Origin of the sequence: Ruegeria sp. HU-ET01832 (assembly GCF_040371315.1) — a bacterium.
GTDB classification, from domain to species: Bacteria; Pseudomonadota; Alphaproteobacteria; order Rhodobacterales; family Rhodobacteraceae; genus Ruegeria; species Ruegeria lacuscaerulensis_A.
In genome coordinates, this window is sequence record NZ_BAABWL010000001.1 from 292,285 (window position 1) to 307,299 (window position 15,015).

Annotated in this window: 14 protein-coding genes and 1 tRNA gene; 8 read left to right on the forward strand and 7 right to left on the reverse strand. The window is 58.1% G+C overall.

The genetic code is table 11. From position 1 onward, the window contains the following. The first annotated feature begins 53 nt into the window (after nt 1–53). The gene (lexA, locus tag ABWV79_RS01485; protein ID WP_353389978.1) at nt 54–752 is read left to right on the forward strand and encodes a transcriptional repressor LexA; all 699 of its coding nucleotides are present in this window, start codon (nt 54–56) and stop codon (nt 750–752) included. Here the strand turns inward: lexA and ABWV79_RS01490 are convergent. Beyond that, nucleotides 746–2,659, reverse strand: a complete 1,914-nt coding sequence (locus ABWV79_RS01490) for a ComEC/Rec2 family competence protein (RefSeq protein ID WP_353389981.1) — start codon at nt 2,657–2,659, stop codon at nt 746–748. The two genes, lexA and ABWV79_RS01490, sit on opposite strands and share 7 nt — an antisense overlap. Nucleotides 2,660–2,870: 211 nt before the next feature. On the opposite strand from ABWV79_RS01490, the gene gltX reads away from it, so the two are divergent. Continuing rightward, on the forward strand, nt 2,871–4,271 hold the full coding sequence (gltX, locus tag ABWV79_RS01495; protein WP_353390781.1) for a glutamate--tRNA ligase: 1,401 nt from the start codon (nt 2,871–2,873) through the stop codon (nt 4,269–4,271). A 121-nt stretch (nt 4,272–4,392) separates the two neighbouring features. After that, the gene (gene gltA, locus ABWV79_RS01500) at nt 4,393–5,688 is read left to right on the forward strand and encodes a citrate synthase (RefSeq protein ID WP_170752918.1); all 1,296 of its coding nucleotides are present in this window, start codon (nt 4,393–4,395) and stop codon (nt 5,686–5,688) included. A 51-nt stretch (nt 5,689–5,739) separates the two neighbouring features. Here gltA and ABWV79_RS01505 read toward each other — a convergent pair whose 3' ends face one another. After that, a complete protein-coding gene (locus ABWV79_RS01505) occupies nt 5,740–6,804 on the reverse strand; it encodes a PA0069 family radical SAM protein (protein ID WP_353389984.1) in 1,065 nt (354 codons plus the stop codon). A 291-nt stretch (nt 6,805–7,095) separates the two neighbouring features. Between ABWV79_RS01505 and ABWV79_RS01510 the strand changes: the two genes are divergently transcribed. Together ABWV79_RS01510 and ABWV79_RS01515 are read left to right on the forward strand one after the other, a co-directional pair. After that, on the forward strand, nt 7,096–7,794 hold the full coding sequence (locus tag ABWV79_RS01510; RefSeq protein WP_170354299.1) for a cobalamin B12-binding domain-containing protein: 699 nt from the start codon (nt 7,096–7,098) through the stop codon (nt 7,792–7,794). 79 nt (nt 7,795–7,873) lie between these two features. Continuing rightward, nucleotides 7,874–8,530, forward strand: coding sequence for a DUF1638 domain-containing protein (locus tag ABWV79_RS01515; RefSeq protein WP_170752914.1), 657 nt, complete (start codon nt 7,874–7,876; stop codon nt 8,528–8,530). Nucleotides 8,531–8,536: 6 nt separating this feature from the next. Here the strand turns inward: ABWV79_RS01515 and ABWV79_RS01520 are convergent, their stop codons facing one another. Further along, nucleotides 8,537–8,947 (reverse strand): SufE family protein, encoded by a 411-nt coding sequence (locus tag ABWV79_RS01520; protein WP_353389988.1) that lies wholly within the window; start codon nt 8,945–8,947, stop codon nt 8,537–8,539. A gap of 138 nt (nt 8,948–9,085) precedes the next feature. Here ABWV79_RS01520 and ABWV79_RS01525 point away from each other — a divergent pair, with 138 nt between their 5' ends. Next, on the forward strand, nt 9,086–9,616 hold the full coding sequence (locus tag ABWV79_RS01525; protein WP_353389990.1) for a hypothetical protein: 531 nt from the start codon (nt 9,086–9,088) through the stop codon (nt 9,614–9,616). A 5-nt stretch (nt 9,617–9,621) separates the two neighbouring features. Here ABWV79_RS01525 and rnd read toward each other — a convergent pair whose 3' ends face one another. From rnd to purM, 3 genes are all read right to left on the reverse strand, one after another. Next, complete coding sequence (rnd, locus tag ABWV79_RS01530; protein WP_353389993.1) at nt 9,622–10,779, reverse strand: ribonuclease D; 1,158 nt, start codon at nt 10,777–10,779, stop codon at nt 9,622–9,624. A gap of 116 nt (nt 10,780–10,895) precedes the next feature. Continuing rightward, nucleotides 10,896–11,492, reverse strand: coding sequence for a phosphoribosylglycinamide formyltransferase (purN, locus tag ABWV79_RS01535; RefSeq protein ID WP_353389995.1), 597 nt, complete (start codon nt 11,490–11,492; stop codon nt 10,896–10,898). Further along, nucleotides 11,489–12,535, reverse strand: a complete 1,047-nt coding sequence (gene purM, locus ABWV79_RS01540; RefSeq protein ID WP_353389998.1) for a phosphoribosylformylglycinamidine cyclo-ligase — start codon at nt 12,533–12,535, stop codon at nt 11,489–11,491. Before purM ends, purN begins: the two co-directional genes overlap by 4 nt. 107 nt (nt 12,536–12,642) lie before the next feature. Here purM and ABWV79_RS01545 point away from each other — a divergent pair. Beyond that, nucleotides 12,643–12,719: transfer RNA gene (locus tag ABWV79_RS01545), tRNA-Ile, on the forward strand. A 3-nt stretch (nt 12,720–12,722) separates the two neighbouring features. Here the strand turns inward: ABWV79_RS01545 and ABWV79_RS01550 are convergent. Next, on the reverse strand, nt 12,723–14,042 hold the full coding sequence (locus ABWV79_RS01550) for an ATP-binding protein (RefSeq protein WP_170354306.1): 1,320 nt from the start codon (nt 14,040–14,042) through the stop codon (nt 12,723–12,725). 44 nt (nt 14,043–14,086) lie between these two features. On the opposite strand from ABWV79_RS01550, the gene ABWV79_RS01555 reads away from it, so the two are divergent. Beyond that, on the forward strand, nt 14,087–15,001 hold the full coding sequence (locus ABWV79_RS01555) for an MBL fold metallo-hydrolase (protein WP_353390782.1): 915 nt from the start codon (nt 14,087–14,089) through the stop codon (nt 14,999–15,001). Nucleotides 15,002–15,015: the final 14 nt, after the last annotated feature.

A 15,015-nucleotide genomic window follows, 5' to 3' on the forward strand; every position in this document is an offset into this window, starting at 1 on the left:
AACGTGAACATGCGTAGAACAAAAGAAAACGCATGACCGACGAGGTGTGAGCAATGCTGACCAAGAAGCAGTTGGATTTGTTGGAATTCATCCACAAACGTGTTCAAGCGGATGGTGTTCCCCCTAGTTTCGACGAAATGAAGGCCGCGCTGGATCTCAGATCCAAGTCTGGAATTCACCGGCTGATCACTGCGCTGGAAGAACGCGGATTTATCCGCCGACTTGCACACCGGGCGCGGGCGATCGAAATCGTCAAACTGCCCGAAAGTCTTGGCGGCGAGCCGACAGCCGCCTTTAAGCCGCGTGTGATCGAAGGCGACAAGCCCGAAGGGCCGCGACCGGCGAATTTCGAACCCGTTGCCGTGGATGCCATGGAATTGCCTGTCATGGGCCGTATCGCGGCGGGTGTTCCGATTGAAGCGATCAGCCATGTCTCGCACCGCGTCGCTGTGCCGGGATCAATGGTTTCCGGCAAGGGCGAGCACTACGCGCTTGAGGTTCGGGGCGACTCGATGATCGATGCAGGCATAAATGACGGCGACGTAGTGGTGATCCGCGAGACATCGATCGCAGACAACGGCGATATCGTAGTGGCACTTGTTGAAGATCAAGAAGCAACACTGAAGCGATATTTCCGCCGCGGTCATGCCATTGCGCTTGAGGCCGCGAACCCGGCTTATGAAACCCGCGTCTTGTCCGAAGACAAGGTCAAGGTGCAAGGCCGATTGGTCGGCCTGATCCGCAGCTACTGACCTTTTTGTGTCTGGTGGTCTTCGGCTTGCTTCGGGGACCACAATCTGCGACCGATAACCTCGGCGCTGGTCGTTATTTTACCGTTCTGAAAAGCCAGACTCCCGGTCTCCATCAATTTATCCGGGTCAAACAATACGCAATTTCCGCTTAGTACAACTGGCACAGCTGAGATAACAATCTGGCCTTGGTGGCACTCGGTAAAGCTACCTGCAGATCGCTTTCCGGTCAGGTGGATCACCTCCTGCCCCTTCCACACATATCTTTGGACAAGGTCGTCAGCTGGGGGCCATCGGTCGGCGGCTGTCTTCTGGTTCACACCATCGCCATCATTTTCCAACCATACTGTGGCGATGAACCCGCTGCCTTTCTCTTTGCTCAAGGCGCGCCCCTTGTCCGTCAAGACCCCGACCAATCCACCTGAATCCGCGACCAAGACATCGGGACGTTCACCCTGACCCCACATGAACATGGCCGCGATACATGGTCCCAAACCAACCCATTTCGCGAACCCACGCCACAAAACCGTCCACAACGCCCCTAAAGCGAACAGTGGCAATACATAGTAAGGCGGGCTAACGATATAGCCTTGCGCTCCATCCAGGTTTGATACGGCCTCAGCAACCAGCAATATCCACTCTAACCCCAGGCCCATAACGGCGAGCGCGCCCCAGTCCAGACCAAACGGTGCCAACAGGGCTGCAACGACGGCTGCTGGAACAACGACGGTCCCCATCACAGGGACTGACAACATGTTAGCCAGCAAGCCATAATGGGACATCGTATTGAAATGTGCAGCTCCGATCGGTGCCGTCGCAAGCCCTGCGATGGCAGACGACATCAACAATCCAATCACTGGCTTTAACCATTTCGGCCCCGGAACCGGGCCAACATTTCGCACCGCCCCAAACACCGCCACAAGCGCCGTGGTTGCCGCGAAGGACATCTGAAAACCGGGGCTCAAGAGAGATTCCGGCCTCAGGATCAAAACGATCAACGCGGCCACGGCAACCGCGCGCAATGAGATGGCCCGCCGGTCGACTAGAATCGCACCCAGCATCACGGTGGCCATGACAAAGGCGCGTTCGGTTGCCACGTTTCCGCCAGACAGCAGCAGATACAGCGTTGCGGCAATAAGTGCACCAACCGCAGCGATCTTTCGGACCGAGACCCTAAGCGCGATGCCAGGTATCGCCGATAAAGCAATTCGGCACAGTAGATAAACAAAACCGGTCAGTAGCCCCATATGCAGACCAGAGATCGCCAATAAATGCGCCAAATTCGACGCCCGCAAAGACGCGAGCGTTTGTTGCCCCATTCCGCTTCGATCCCCTGTCGTTACTGCGGCGGCGAACCCTCCAATCTCTCCGGGCAACACGGCACGCACATGTTCGGACAATGCCAGCCTTAACGCGGTGATGCGGACGCCGGCCGGATCCGGACCCGAAACCGTCAGAACAGGAATGCGGGTGTAACCGACCGCACCCAAACCCTGAAACCAAGCATGACGCCGGAAATCAAACCCGCCGGGTTCAACCGGGCCTTGTGGCGGAGACAGGTGACCGGTGGTCATGATCCGCTGTCCTGGCACAAGCGAAGCATCACCGCCATGCAAAGATAGCCGGACGCGCTGCGGTCTGCGATCTAGTGGTACGTCCCCTACTCGCACCCGATCCAGTGTCACCCGCAGCGCATCCGACGCAGAGCGGTCAATGGCAACGACCCGCCCCTCGACCGGGCCGTAGTAACGCCATGACAAGACCGGCTCTGCCACCGTATGGGCGCGGGCTCCTGCAAGGATAAACCCCGCACAAACAAGCGCCCCCCCCGATTGCCAACGACGCCCAGCCTGGCCGCATCCAGCGCGCAGCAGCCAAAGCTGCCATACCCGCCACGAACAAGCCGGCATAGACCTGCCATTCCGGCTCAGACCGCAAACCGAAGTACAGGCCGATTCCGATCGCCAGACAGACCGGAGACCATTGAAACAGGTAACCTGTCTGGTTCAGCAAAGCGGCCTCGACCCGGGCCAGAACACGCATGGTTGCTCCCGTCTCTCAGCCTCGTTAGACAGGCGTCAAACTATGCCCGACACGGTTACCAAAAGGTTAATCCAAACAATGTCCGATCAGGTCGTCACCCGTTTCGCCCCCTCGCCCACCGGTTTTCTGCATATCGGCGGCGCCCGCACCGCGCTGTTCAACTGGCTCTATGCCCGTGGTCGCGGTGGCAAGTTCCTGCTGCGGATCGAGGATACGGACCGCGAACGCTCTACCCCCGAGGCGACGGCAGCCATTCTGCAGGGTATGGCGTGGCTGGGTCTTGACCATGATGGCGATGTCGTCAGCCAGTTCGAAGGCGCCGCCCGTCACGCTGAGGTCGCCCATCAACTGCTGGCCGAGGGCAAAGCGTACAAGTGCTTTGCGACGCAAGAAGAAATCGCCGCCTTCCGTGAACAAGCGAAGGCCGAGGGCAAATCAACCCAGTTCCGTAGCCCTTGGCGCGACGCTGACGCAGCGACCCACCCCGACGCGCCTTTCGTGATCCGCATCAAGGCCCCGCAAGACGGAGAGACGGTGATCCGCGATCAGGTTCAGGGGGACGTGACCATCCGCAACGAGCAGTTGGACGACATGGTCCTGCTGCGTTCGGACGGGACGCCGGTCTATATGCTGGCCGTTGTGGTAGACGATCACGATATGGGCGTTACCCATGTGATCCGGGGCGACGACCACCTGAACAATGCAGCGCGCCAGATGATGATTTATCAGGCGATGGGCTGGGATGTTCCCGTCTGGGCTCATATCCCGCTCATTCACGGGCCCGATGGCAAGAAACTGTCGAAACGCCACGGCGCGTTGGGCGCGCAGGAATATCAAGCCATGGGGTATCCGGCGGCCGGTATGCGCAACTATCTGGCGCGTCTGGGCTGGAGTCACGGCGACGACGAATTCTTTACCGACGCGCAGGCGAAAGAATGGTTCGATCTGGACGGAATCGGCAAAAGCCCGGCCCGTTTCGATCTGAAGAAACTGGAAAACTTGTGCGGTCAACATATTGCCGTCGCCGATGATGCCGCATTGCGGCAGGAAATCGAGTCGTATCTGGCCGCGGCTGACCTGCCTGCGCTGACAGAAACACAATCCGGTGATCTGGAACGTGCGATGTATTGCCTCAAGGATCGGGCGCGCACATTCCCCGAACTGATTGAAAAGGCACATTTTGCACTGACTTCCCGCCCTATTCAACCGGATGAGAAAGCGGCCAAGGCGCTTGCCTCAGTATCCGACGGTATACTGAATGAATTGACGCCGCAGTTGCAAAGTGTTAGCTGGACGCGAAGCGAACTGGAGGACGCCCTGAATTCCTTTGCGGAAGCACAAGGCATTAAGTTCGGCAAGCTGGCGGGGCCGTTGCGCGCCGTACTGGCAGGCCGCGCGGTGACACCTTCGGTTTTTGACATGATGCTGGTGCTTGGGCGGGATGAAACCCTGGCACGGCTTTCTGACGCAGCGACCTGAGCAAAAGGTTCACATTTGGGTAACGCTGCTCCGCTAACACCCGGTTTGCGCGATTGCGCGCATCCGTTGCCCGCAGGATCGGACAGCGATCCATACTGCGCATGATTGAGGAAGGGACACTATGACCGACAGCAACAAATCAGCCACTCTGTCACTTAATGGCGAAACTTATGAGCTGCCGATTCATTCACCGACCGCTGGGCCTGACGTGATCGACATCCGTAAGCTTTACGGAACGGCAGGTGTATTCACGTATGACCCCGGCTTTACGTCGACCGCCAGCTGCGACAGCACCATCACATACATCGACGGCGAAAAGGGCGAGCTGCTGCACCGGGGTTATCCGATCGACCAGCTTGCCGGAAAATCTCACTTCCTCGAGGTTTGCTACCTGCTGCTGTACGGAGAGTTGCCGAGCGCGCCCGTTTTGGAAAAGTTCGAAACCACCATCACGCGCCACACCATGCTGCACGAGCAGATGCAGTATTTCTACCGAGGCTTCCGCCGCGACGCGCATCCGATGGCAATCATGGTCGGTGTTGTGGGCGCGATGTCGGCCTTCTATCACGACTCAACTGATATCGCCGACCCGCGTCAGCGTGAGGTCGCATCGCACCGCCTGATTGCGAAAATGCCAACCATCGCGGCATGGGCCTATAAGTACCACACTGGCCAGCCCTTCGTTTATCCGCGCAACGATCTGGACTATGCATCGAACTTCCTGCGCATGTGCTTCAGCGTTCCGGCCGAAGAATATGAAGTCAATCCGATCCTTAGCCGTGCGATGGACCGCATCTTTACCCTGCACGCAGATCACGAGCAAAACGCCTCGACCTCGACCGTGCGTCTGGCGTCAAGCTCGGGTGCCAACCCGTTTGCCTGTATCGCGGCTGGCATCGCCTGCCTGTGGGGTCCGGCGCACGGTGGCGCAAACCAAGCATGTCTGGAGATGCTGGAAGAAATCGGCAGCGTTGATCGCATCCCCGAATTCATCGCCCGTGCCAAGGACAAGGACGATCCGTTCCGCCTGATGGGCTTTGGCCACCGCGTCTACAAGAACTTTGACCCGCGCGCCAAAGTGATGAAACAGTCCGCCGACGAAGTGCTGGATCTGTTGGGCATCGAAGACAACCCGAAACTGCAGGTTGCCAAGGCGCTGGAAAAGCAGGCTTTGGAAGATCCGTATTTCGCCGAGAAAAAGCTGTTCCCGAACGTCGACTTCTATTCGGGTATCATCCTCGAGGCGATGGGCTTCCCGACTTCGATGTTCACTCCGATCTTTGCCCTGTCGCGCACCGTGGGCTGGGTCAGCCAGTGGAAAGAGATGATCGCCGACCCCCAGAACAAGATCGGCCGTCCGCGCCAGCTGTATCTGGGCGAGACGACTCGCGACTATGTGGATATCGAAAACCGCTGATTGCGGTTACAGATTGCAGAACGCCCCGGACCGGTTCCGGGGCGTTTTTCGTTAGAACAAAGCCAGTTGGTCGCCCGCCTGCGGTGGCCTTGTGAACAGGTCCAGACGCAACGCCGGGGTGCGCGTGGCCAGCCCCAACCGTTTGACCGCCACGGTAAATCGTTTCGCAACCAGCGCGGCGTATTCGCCCTCACCCCGCATCCGATGCCCCCAGCGCGGGTCATAGTCGCGGCCCCCATGCATCTCGCGCAGTTTCGACATGACTTTCTCCGCGCGGGCCGGTTCATGATCTGCCAACCAACGCTGCCACAGCTCAGACACTTCTCGTGGCAGGCGCAGCATGATCCAGCTGGCCGCATCGGCGCCTGCGTCGCGCCCGGCCTCAAGCAGCTGCTCAAGCTCATGATCCGTCAAACCGGGGATCAAAGGCGAGGTCATGACCCGCACCGGTACCCCTGCCTCGGTCAGCCGCCGTATGATCGCCAGACGCCGCCGGGGCGAAGGGGCGCGCGGCTCCATCCGGCGCGACAGGCCGGCGTCCAAAGTTGTTAGGGAAATCCCCACCCGTACCAGCCCCTTGGCTGCCATGGGGGACAAAATGTCCAGATCACGCTCGATCAAAGCACCTTTGGTGACAATTCCGACCGGGTGCTGAAAATCGCTTAAGACTTGCAGGCAATCCCTTGTAACAGAGCGTGTTTTTTCGACCGGTTGGTAAGGGTCAGTATTGGTGCCCAACGCCACTGTGACCACCTTGTAGGATTTCGAGGACAGTTCCCGCCGCAGCACCTCGGCCGCGTTGGGCCGGGCAATCAGGCGTGTTTCAAAATCCAGCCCCGGCGAAAGACCGAGATAGGCATGGGACGGCCGCGCAAAGCAATAAACACACCCGTGTTCGCATCCTCGATACGGGTTGATCGAGCGGTCAAAAGGCAAATCGGGCGACCGGTTGTAGGTTATGATGCTGCGCGCGACCTCGTCGCGCAACTCGGTGCGCAATGGCGGTAGATCATCGTCCTCGGGCCATCCATCCGCGCAGCGTTCAGTGGTAAACGCTTCGAACCGACCAGCAGCATTTGTAGCGACACCACGGCCCCGGATTTGCGCGTCAGTCATATTTGTTCTCTTTATGTTCTCTTTGCAGGTATACGCGCCATACGCGGTTCAGGCAAGCACCCCTCGTCTTACGTGTTGATTTCAAATCGCTTGGCCAAACATGCCGGAATTGAACCGAATGCAGGATCATCTTGCAGATTATGACGTCGAGTTGATCAATATTTTGACGTATAGGTCGGTCTCGGAACCGCCAAGGTCGCAATCGTCACAGTCTAAATGCGACGTTTTGGCCAAAACGAAAAAAATGCCACCAATGGGCGCCAAGCCCGAACAGCTCTAGGGAAACACCCAATGTCCGATGAAGAAGACATCGTCCTGTCCGAACTGAATGACGAGGAATTGGTCGAACAGATGTTCGACGATCTTTACGACGGTTTGAAGGAAGAAATCGAAGAAGGTGTGAACATCCTGCTGGAACGCGGATGGACCCCCTATGACATTCTGACCAAGGCGCTGGTTGGCGGTATGACCATCGTAGGCCACGACTTCCGCGACGGCATCCTGTTTGTTCCCGAAGTTCTGCTAGCCGCAAACGCGATGAAGGGCGGCATGTCCATCCTGAAGCCGCTGCTGGCCGAAACCGGCGCACCGCGCGTTGGCAAGATGGTGATCGGCACCGTCAAGGGCGACATCCACGACATCGGCAAAAACCTTGTGTCGATGATGATGGAAGGCGCTGGTTTTGAGGTCGTCGATATCGGCATCAACAACCCGGTCGAGAACTACCTGGAAGCACTGGAAACCGAAAAGCCCGACATTCTGGGCATGTCGGCCCTGCTGACAACCACCATGCCGTACATGAAAGTCGTGATCGATACTCTGGTCGAGCAAGGTTTGCGCGAAGAATACATCGTACTGGTCGGTGGCGCTCCGCTGAACGAAGAGTTCGGAAAAGCCATTGGTGCCGACGCATATTGCCGCGACGCTGCCGTCGCCGTTGAGACCGCGAAAGACTTCGTGTCGCGCAAGCACAACCAACTGGCGGGCTGATCAGACGGACATCTGAATTCAGGGCCGTCCGGCAACGGGCGGCCCTTTTCGTTTACATCTTAGGCGCAGGAGCCAAGCCATGCCGCAGGACAATCTGCCAGACGATGCAAGCTTGACGACAGACGGATACGAGTCCGCTGCGCAAGGGCGAATTCTGTTGTTGGCTTGCGGCGCGCTGGCACGCGAGATTCTGGACCTGAAGAACCGCAATGGTTGGGACCATATGGATCTGACTTGCTTGCCCGCCATCTTACATGTCCATCCCGAGCGGATTACTCAGGCCGTGCAGGATGCAATCACCAAACATCGCACGCAGTACGACACGATCTATGTGGTCTATGCCGATTGCGGTACTGGCGGCCTGCTGCAAAACGCTTGTGCAGAATTGGGCGTCGAGATGGTCAAAGGCCCGCATTGCTATTCGTTTTTTGAAGGCAATGATGTTTTCGACGCACGCGGCGAGGATGAAACAACTGCCTTCTACCTGACCGATTTTCTGGCACGCCAGTTTGACGCCTTTGTTTGGAAGCCGCTGGGCCTGGACCGGCATCCTGAATTGCGCGACATGTATTTCGGCAACTACACGAAACTGGTCTATCAGGCTCAGACTGACGACCCGTTGCTGACGAAACGCGCTCAAGAATGCGCCGACCGCCTTGGCCTGGCATTCGAAAGGCGTTTCACCGGATATGGCGATCTCGAGTCGACGTTAACAGATTGGGCCAATCGCGGCTGAGTTACGTCACGCGTTCTCTTGCGCAACTTCGCGAATACGCTCGATCATCGCCCGCAGACCATTGGACCGCTGCACTGAGAGGTGGTCGTTCAGGCCCAATCGCGCCAATTCTGCGCCGGCGTCAACCTTGGCAACCTCGGCAACTGGCACGCCATTGTACAAAGCCCGCAAAACCGCGATCAGGCCGCGCACGATCAGCGCGTCGCTGTCTCCGTCAAACCTAAATACTCCAGCTTCGATAACCGGATGCAGCCAGACCTGACTGGCGCAGCCATGAACCTTGGTTGCGGGAACTTTCAGCGCGTCCGCAAGGGGTTCCATAGCCTTGCCCTGCTCAATGACATGGCGATAGCGGTCTTCCCAGTCTTCCAGAAACTCGAAATCCTCGACGATGTCTTCAAAGGCAGGCGTTGCCATATCCCGGCGGTCCTTTCATTGCGGTCACAATCGTGACCTATGCCTCTGCCCCCTGCCTGTCCAGCCCCAGCGTGGGTTTTCAAAGCAGGGAATTTGCGTTAGGCCAGTGCGGGAAATACCGGTCAGAGCTTTAAATCCATGCAAAAAACACTGTCTGTTCTTTTGGTCGCCACGCTAACACTGTCGGCTTGTAGCGGATGGCGCGAGTCGCGTGTAAATCCGACCAACTGGTTTGGGTCCAGCACGCCCGCACCTGCACCGACACAGACATTGGCCAATGACCCAAACGCACTGGTGCCCAAACAACGTGAAGGCGCCGGCCTATTCAGTCGGCCAGACCCCGTGGACAACAGCGTTGCTATTGCGCGCGTTGATGAGCTGAGGATCGACCCAACACCCGGGGGTGCGATCATTCTGGTCACTGGTGTCGCTGCACGTCAGGGCGCCTATGATGCCCGACTCGTTCGCGTTGAAAGTGAGGAAAACCAGAAGAACGGCGTACTGGAATATACCTTCCGCGTTTCGTATCCGGCCACAGCAACCAATCAAGGGACTGAACGGTCACGTCAGGTGTTGGATGCAATCAACGTGTCACAAGACGATCTGCAAGGCATCCGTCTGGTTCGCGTGGTCGGTCAGGAAAATGCTCTGGAATCGCGGCGGCGCTAAGTCGGCTACAACGACACGACTTTGACCGACTGGCCCTTGGCTGCCAAGGCGATCTTACCTTCGCACAGTTTAAGGGCGTCTTCGCCAAACACTTCGAACCGCCAACCTGACATCGCAGGCAGGTCACGCTCGCCCGCCGCGATCTGATCCAACTCCGAGCTGGTGGCGATCAGTTTTGCTGCCACGCCCGAACTTTCGGTCTTGGACTTTAGCAATACCCGCAGCAGATCGGCCAACGCCGGATTGACCTTTAGCTTGTCGCGGCTGTTATCAACAAGCGGCATCTGGTCAGGCGGGCAATTCACACCCTTTTTAACGGCTGCCAGAATACCTTCGGCAATCGCGCCTTTGCGCGCCTCGCGAAGCAACAAACGCGAGCCACCAAGATCAGACGGGGATTTCGGCTTGGTCGAGGCCAACTCGATCAGCGCGTCGTCCTTGAACACACGGCTGCGGGGTACGTTGTTTTCTTGCGCATAGGCCTCACGAAACTGGGCCAACTCACGTACCACAGCCAAAAACTTGGCCGAGTTCGTTCGTGTCTTAACCCGTTTCCACGCATCTGCCGGGCGGATATCATAGGTTTCGGGGTGGGTCAGTGTGCGCAGTTCTTCAGCAACCCAATGGCTGCGTTCCGTTTTATTCAACTCTTTCGCCAGATGTTCGTAGATCTGTCGCAGGTGGGTCACATCAGCCAAGGCATAGGTCTTTTGCGCGTCCGACAACGGACGGCGAGACCAGTCGGTGAAGCGCGAGGTCTTGTCCAAACCCTGCTTGCAAATCTTGCGCACCAACGTTTCATAACCGACCTGCTCTCCGAAGCCGCAAACCATCGCGGCAACTTGGGTATCGAACAGGGGCGTCGGGAACACATTTGCTTCAACCCAGAAGATCTCAAGATCCTGGCGGGCCGCGTGAAAAACCTTTACCACACCCTCGTTTCTGAACAGTTCGTACAGAGGCTCAAGCGACAATCCCTCGGACAGTGGATCGACAAGCACTGCGCTGTTCTCGTCCGAAGATGGCACCGCCAATTGCACCAGACAGAGTTTCGAATAATACGTCCGCTCGCGCAGGAACTCGGTATCGATTGTCACATAGTCATGGCTTGCAGCGGCCTTACAGTATTCGGCCAGCTCTTGCGTCGTTGTCAGGGTCTTCATGCGCGGTGGTGTTCTTGCTCTTGTTTTTCGTCGTAGCCCGTCGCTTTTGTGCCGTTCAGGGCGATAGCCCAGACCATAGGCCGAATAACACTGGCGTGTAAATCACTCTGCGGCGATCAGGGCAGCAACACGGGTGTGTGGTCGCCAGAGCTAAAGCGGCGCAACACGGCTGGATAGAGCTTATGTTCCCACACCAGAACCCGTGCCGCCAAAGTCATAGGTGTGTCGTTTGGCTCAATCTGCAAACGGGCTTGGCCAAGGATCGGACCGTCATCCAATGCCACCGTTACCTCGTGAACCGAACATCCATGTTCCTCATCGCCTGCCTCGATCGCGCGGGCATGCGTGTTCAGGCCCTTGTATTTCGGCAACAGTGAAGGGTGGATGTTCAGCATCCGCCCCTGAAAGCGCGATACAAAATCACCGGTCAGAACGCGCATGAACCCAGCCAAACAGACGATATCAGGCTGCACTGCCTCAAGCGGTTTCAGCAGCTCTGCCTCGAACGCGGCGCGGTCGCCTTTGAACGGACGGTGATCGACCGAAGCCGTCGGGATGCCCCGCTCAGCCGCCTTGACCAGCCCCCCGGCTTGCGCGTCGTTGGACAGCACCAGACAGGGTCGCGCGGGGTGGTCGCCGGTCATGGAATCGACCAGCGACACCATGTTGGACCCCCCGCCCGAGATCAGGATGGCAACGCGCTTGTGGCTCACAGCAGTTTGCCAGTGTAGGCCACACCGGCCGCGTCGGTGACTGTGCCGATGCGCGATACGGTTTCCCCAGCTTCGACCAGCAGAGCGGCCAAATCGTCGGCGCGGTCTTCGGCGCAGACTAAGATCATGCCGATACCGCAGTTGAAGGTTTTCAACATCTCAGTCTCAGCAATTCCACCGGTTTCAGCCATCCAACGGAAGACGGGCGGCAAATCCCAGGCGTTCAGGTCGATCCCGGCACCCAGCCCTTCGGGCAAGACACGCGGCAGGTTTTCTGTCAAACCGCCACCGGTGATATGGGCCAGCGCGTGAACGCCCCCTGCCCGGATCGCTTGCAGCGCCTGCTTGACATAAAGACGCGTCGGCGTCAGCAGTGCCTCACCCAGCGTACCGTCGCTGAACGGCGACTCGGCGTCCCATCCTAGCCCCGAAATCTCGACCAGTTTGCGAACCAGCGAATAGCCGTTGGAATGCACCCCGTTCGACGCCAGCCCCAGCAGCACGTCGCCCTGCTGCACGCCTGCGGGCAGATGCGCGCCACGCTCCATCGCGCCGACCGAGAACCCGGCCAGATCAAAATCGCCATCGGGGTACATGCCGGGCATTTCCGCCGTCTCACCACCGATAAGGGCACAGCCGGACTGCACACAGCCCTCGGCGATGCCTTCGATGATCCGCGCGGCAGTATCCGTGTCCAGCTTGCCGGTGGCGAAGTAGTCGAGGAAAAACAGAGGCTCGGCGCCCTGACAGATCAGATCGTTGACGCACATGGCCACCAGATCAATGCCAACGCCATCAACCACGCCGGTATCAATAGCGATACGCAGCTTGGTGCCCACACCATCGGTCGCGCCCACCAGTATAGGATCGGTGTAGCCCGCATCCTTGAGGTCGAACAGAGCGCCAAACCCGCCCAGCCCGCTCATCACGCCCGAGCGGTTGGTCCGCTTGGCCGCAGGTTTGATCCGGTCGACCAGCGCGTTGCCTGCATCAATATCAACACCCGCGTCCGCATAGGTGATTCCGTTCTTGCCCGCTGTCATGGCCAACCCCTTATGAATGGTTCCCGCGCGGGTTAGTCGATTGTGGCCGTCGTTGCAACGGTCAGGCTTGACGCGGGCGTTCACCGTGATACTCAAAGCGCTCAGACGGGCCTGTAGCTCAATTGGTTAGAGCAGAGCGCTCATAACGCTTTGGTTGCGGGTTCAAGTCCTGCCGGGCCTACCAAATTTACCGTCCTATGATGATATCCGCGCTGAGCCCGCCCAGGCGTTCACTTTTCCCAAGCCGCAAAACACCCCCGTGTGCGCGGGCAATATCCGCAACAATTGCAAGCCCCAGGCCAACACCGCTGCCTTGATTCTGGTTGCGCGCCGGGTCCAGGCGCGAGAACGGTTTCACGGCCTCGGTGCGCTGTTCTGGCGGAATGCCCGGCCCGTCATCTTCGACCCGGATACGCAGCGTTTTGGGGGTAAGCGATAGGCTGACCTCAGCTCGGTTTCCGTATCGAACAGCATTTCCGATCAGATTCTCGACAGCCCGGCGGATCGACGTTGGACGCAACATGGCGGTACCCGAGCCTTCGGTTGCGACAAGTTCAGCGGTATGCCCGGCCCGTTGGGCGTCGTTGACGATCTGTTTCAACAACTCAGACGGATCCACCTGTTCGGGCGCGCCTTCCGCCGCACCGCGTGAAAAGTCGAGAAACGCGTCCAGCAGCAGCTGCATTTCGTCCACGTCTTTTTGCAACGGCGTGGCTTCATCTTCGGGCAACATCGACAGCCCCAGTTTCAGACGGGTCAAGGGAGTGCGCAGATCGTGGCTGACACCTGACAACATCATGGTGCGCTGTTCCATTTGCCGCTCGATTCGGGCGCGCATATCGAGAAAAGCGTTTCCCGCGGCTCTGACCTCAATTGCGCCTCCGGGCGCGTACGGTACTACCCTGCCACGGCCAAACGCCTGCGCTGCATCAGCCAACCGGGTAATCGGACGCAGTTGGTTGCGCATATACAAGAACGATATCGACGTCATGATGACCGCAAAAAACACCATCGTCACAATCAGCTGGTGCGGAGCAGCCGGAGACAAGCGTCGCCGATCCATTGTAAGCTGCAACAATCCCAAATCTGTATTCAAATATAGGCGCGCTTCATCCCCACTGGGCAGCGCAATTGCCACCAGATTGGGTAGAAAGGCATGCAAATCGGAATCGACCTGCGGCGCAATGAAATCGTACCATCGGCGATAACCAACTTCGGGGCGTTCATTGATGCCAAGGAAACGCACCTTCATCTCAAGCGCGCTCAGATCAGGCCGAATCTCGGCCATGGCTTGCTGCTGGGTCTCGGCATCCTGCATCGTCGCAAGCACAAGCATCACCTCTCGGGAAGCCGTGCGTGTCATCTGCTCTGTCACGTCTTCAAGGTGTTTCTGCAAAAAGGCGATGCCAACAACAAGCAACAGTACGATCACTGGCAGAACCAGTATCAGGGCCGCTCGCGCATAAAGACTTCGCGGCATATAGGGTTTGAGCCATGCACTCGACATGCGCTAAACCTAACGGGCTGATCGGACAAGAGAAAGAGCGCAGAATGCAGGCCCCCGATGATTTCAACCCACCGCCCGGCCAAGCGGTCGAATTGCAAGCCGGGCTTAGGCGCATTCTGGCGCCGAACCCGTCGCCGATGACGTATCGCGGGACGAATACCTATTTGCTGGGCACAAAGGATTGCGCAGTCATCGACCCCGGACCGATGAGCGAGACACATCTGGACGCGATTTTATCCGCCCTTCAAGCGGGTCAACGCATAAGCCATATCATCGTCACGCATACCCATCTGGATCACTCTCCGCTCGCCGCTCTATTGGCGCGGCGCACCGGCGCGCCGATTCTGGCTTTTGGAGGCCCCGAAGCCGGACGCAGTACGGTGATGGCGGACCTGGCGCAACAGGGACTGGCCGGCGGCGGCGAAGGAATCGATACCGCCTTTCGTCCGGATATCGAACTCGCCGATGGCGAAACCATCGAAGGTGACGAGTGGCAGCTTGAAGTCATTCATACCCCGGGGCACTTGGGCAACCACATCGCTTTGGGCTGGGGCAATACATGTTTCACCGCCGATCATGTTATGGGATGGGCCAGCTCATTGGTATCACCCCCGGACGGAGATCTGACGGACTTTATGCAAGCCTGTCACCGTCTGCGCGACCGCACTTGGTCAACCTTTCACGCAGGACACGGTGCTCCTATCACTGATCCTGCTGCCCGGCTGGATTGGCTGATACAGCATCGCCTGACACGCGAGGCACAGATTCTGAGTGCGCTTGCCGATCAACCCGGCACGGCGCGACAATTGGCTGAGCGTATCTACATCGAAACTCCCAAAGCGTTGCTTCCTGCCGCCGAACGTAACGTGTTCGCTCATTTGGTCGATTTAACTATAAAATCAATGGCTTCACCGAAAGGAAACCTAGCTATAGACGCCGAATTCCATCGAATTGCATGATCAGAAAAATTTTT

Coding starts and splice junctions, on each gene's coding strand:
- ABWV79_RS01510 (WP_170354299.1), top strand. CDS start 7,096: ATGTCCGATGAAGAAGACATCGTCCTGTCCGAACTGAATGACGAGGAA.
- ABWV79_RS01490 (WP_353389981.1), bottom strand. CDS start 2,659: ATGCCGGCTTGTTCGTGGCGGGTATGGCAGCTTTGGCTGCTGCGCGCT.
- purM (WP_353389998.1), bottom strand. CDS start 12,535: ATGACAGCGGGCAAGAACGGAATCACCTATGCGGACGCGGGTGTTGAT.
- lexA (WP_353389978.1), top strand. CDS start 54: ATGCTGACCAAGAAGCAGTTGGATTTGTTGGAATTCATCCACAAACGT.
- ABWV79_RS01525 (WP_353389990.1), top strand. CDS start 9,086: ATGCAAAAAACACTGTCTGTTCTTTTGGTCGCCACGCTAACACTGTCG.
- gltX (WP_353390781.1), top strand. CDS start 2,871: ATGTCCGATCAGGTCGTCACCCGTTTCGCCCCCTCGCCCACCGGTTTT.
- ABWV79_RS01505 (WP_353389984.1), bottom strand. CDS start 6,804: ATGACTGACGCGCAAATCCGGGGCCGTGGTGTCGCTACAAATGCTGCT.
- gltA (WP_170752918.1), top strand. CDS start 4,393: ATGACCGACAGCAACAAATCAGCCACTCTGTCACTTAATGGCGAAACT.
- ABWV79_RS01515 (WP_170752914.1), top strand. CDS start 7,874: ATGCCGCAGGACAATCTGCCAGACGATGCAAGCTTGACGACAGACGGA.
- ABWV79_RS01520 (WP_353389988.1), bottom strand. CDS start 8,947: ATGGCAACGCCTGCCTTTGAAGACATCGTCGAGGATTTCGAGTTTCTG.
- rnd (WP_353389993.1), bottom strand. CDS start 10,779: ATGAAGACCCTGACAACGACGCAAGAGCTGGCCGAATACTGTAAGGCC.
- ABWV79_RS01550 (WP_170354306.1), bottom strand. CDS start 14,042: ATGTCGAGTGCATGGCTCAAACCCTATATGCCGCGAAGTCTTTATGCG.
- ABWV79_RS01555 (WP_353390782.1), top strand. CDS start 14,087: ATGCAGGCCCCCGATGATTTCAACCCACCGCCCGGCCAAGCGGTCGAA.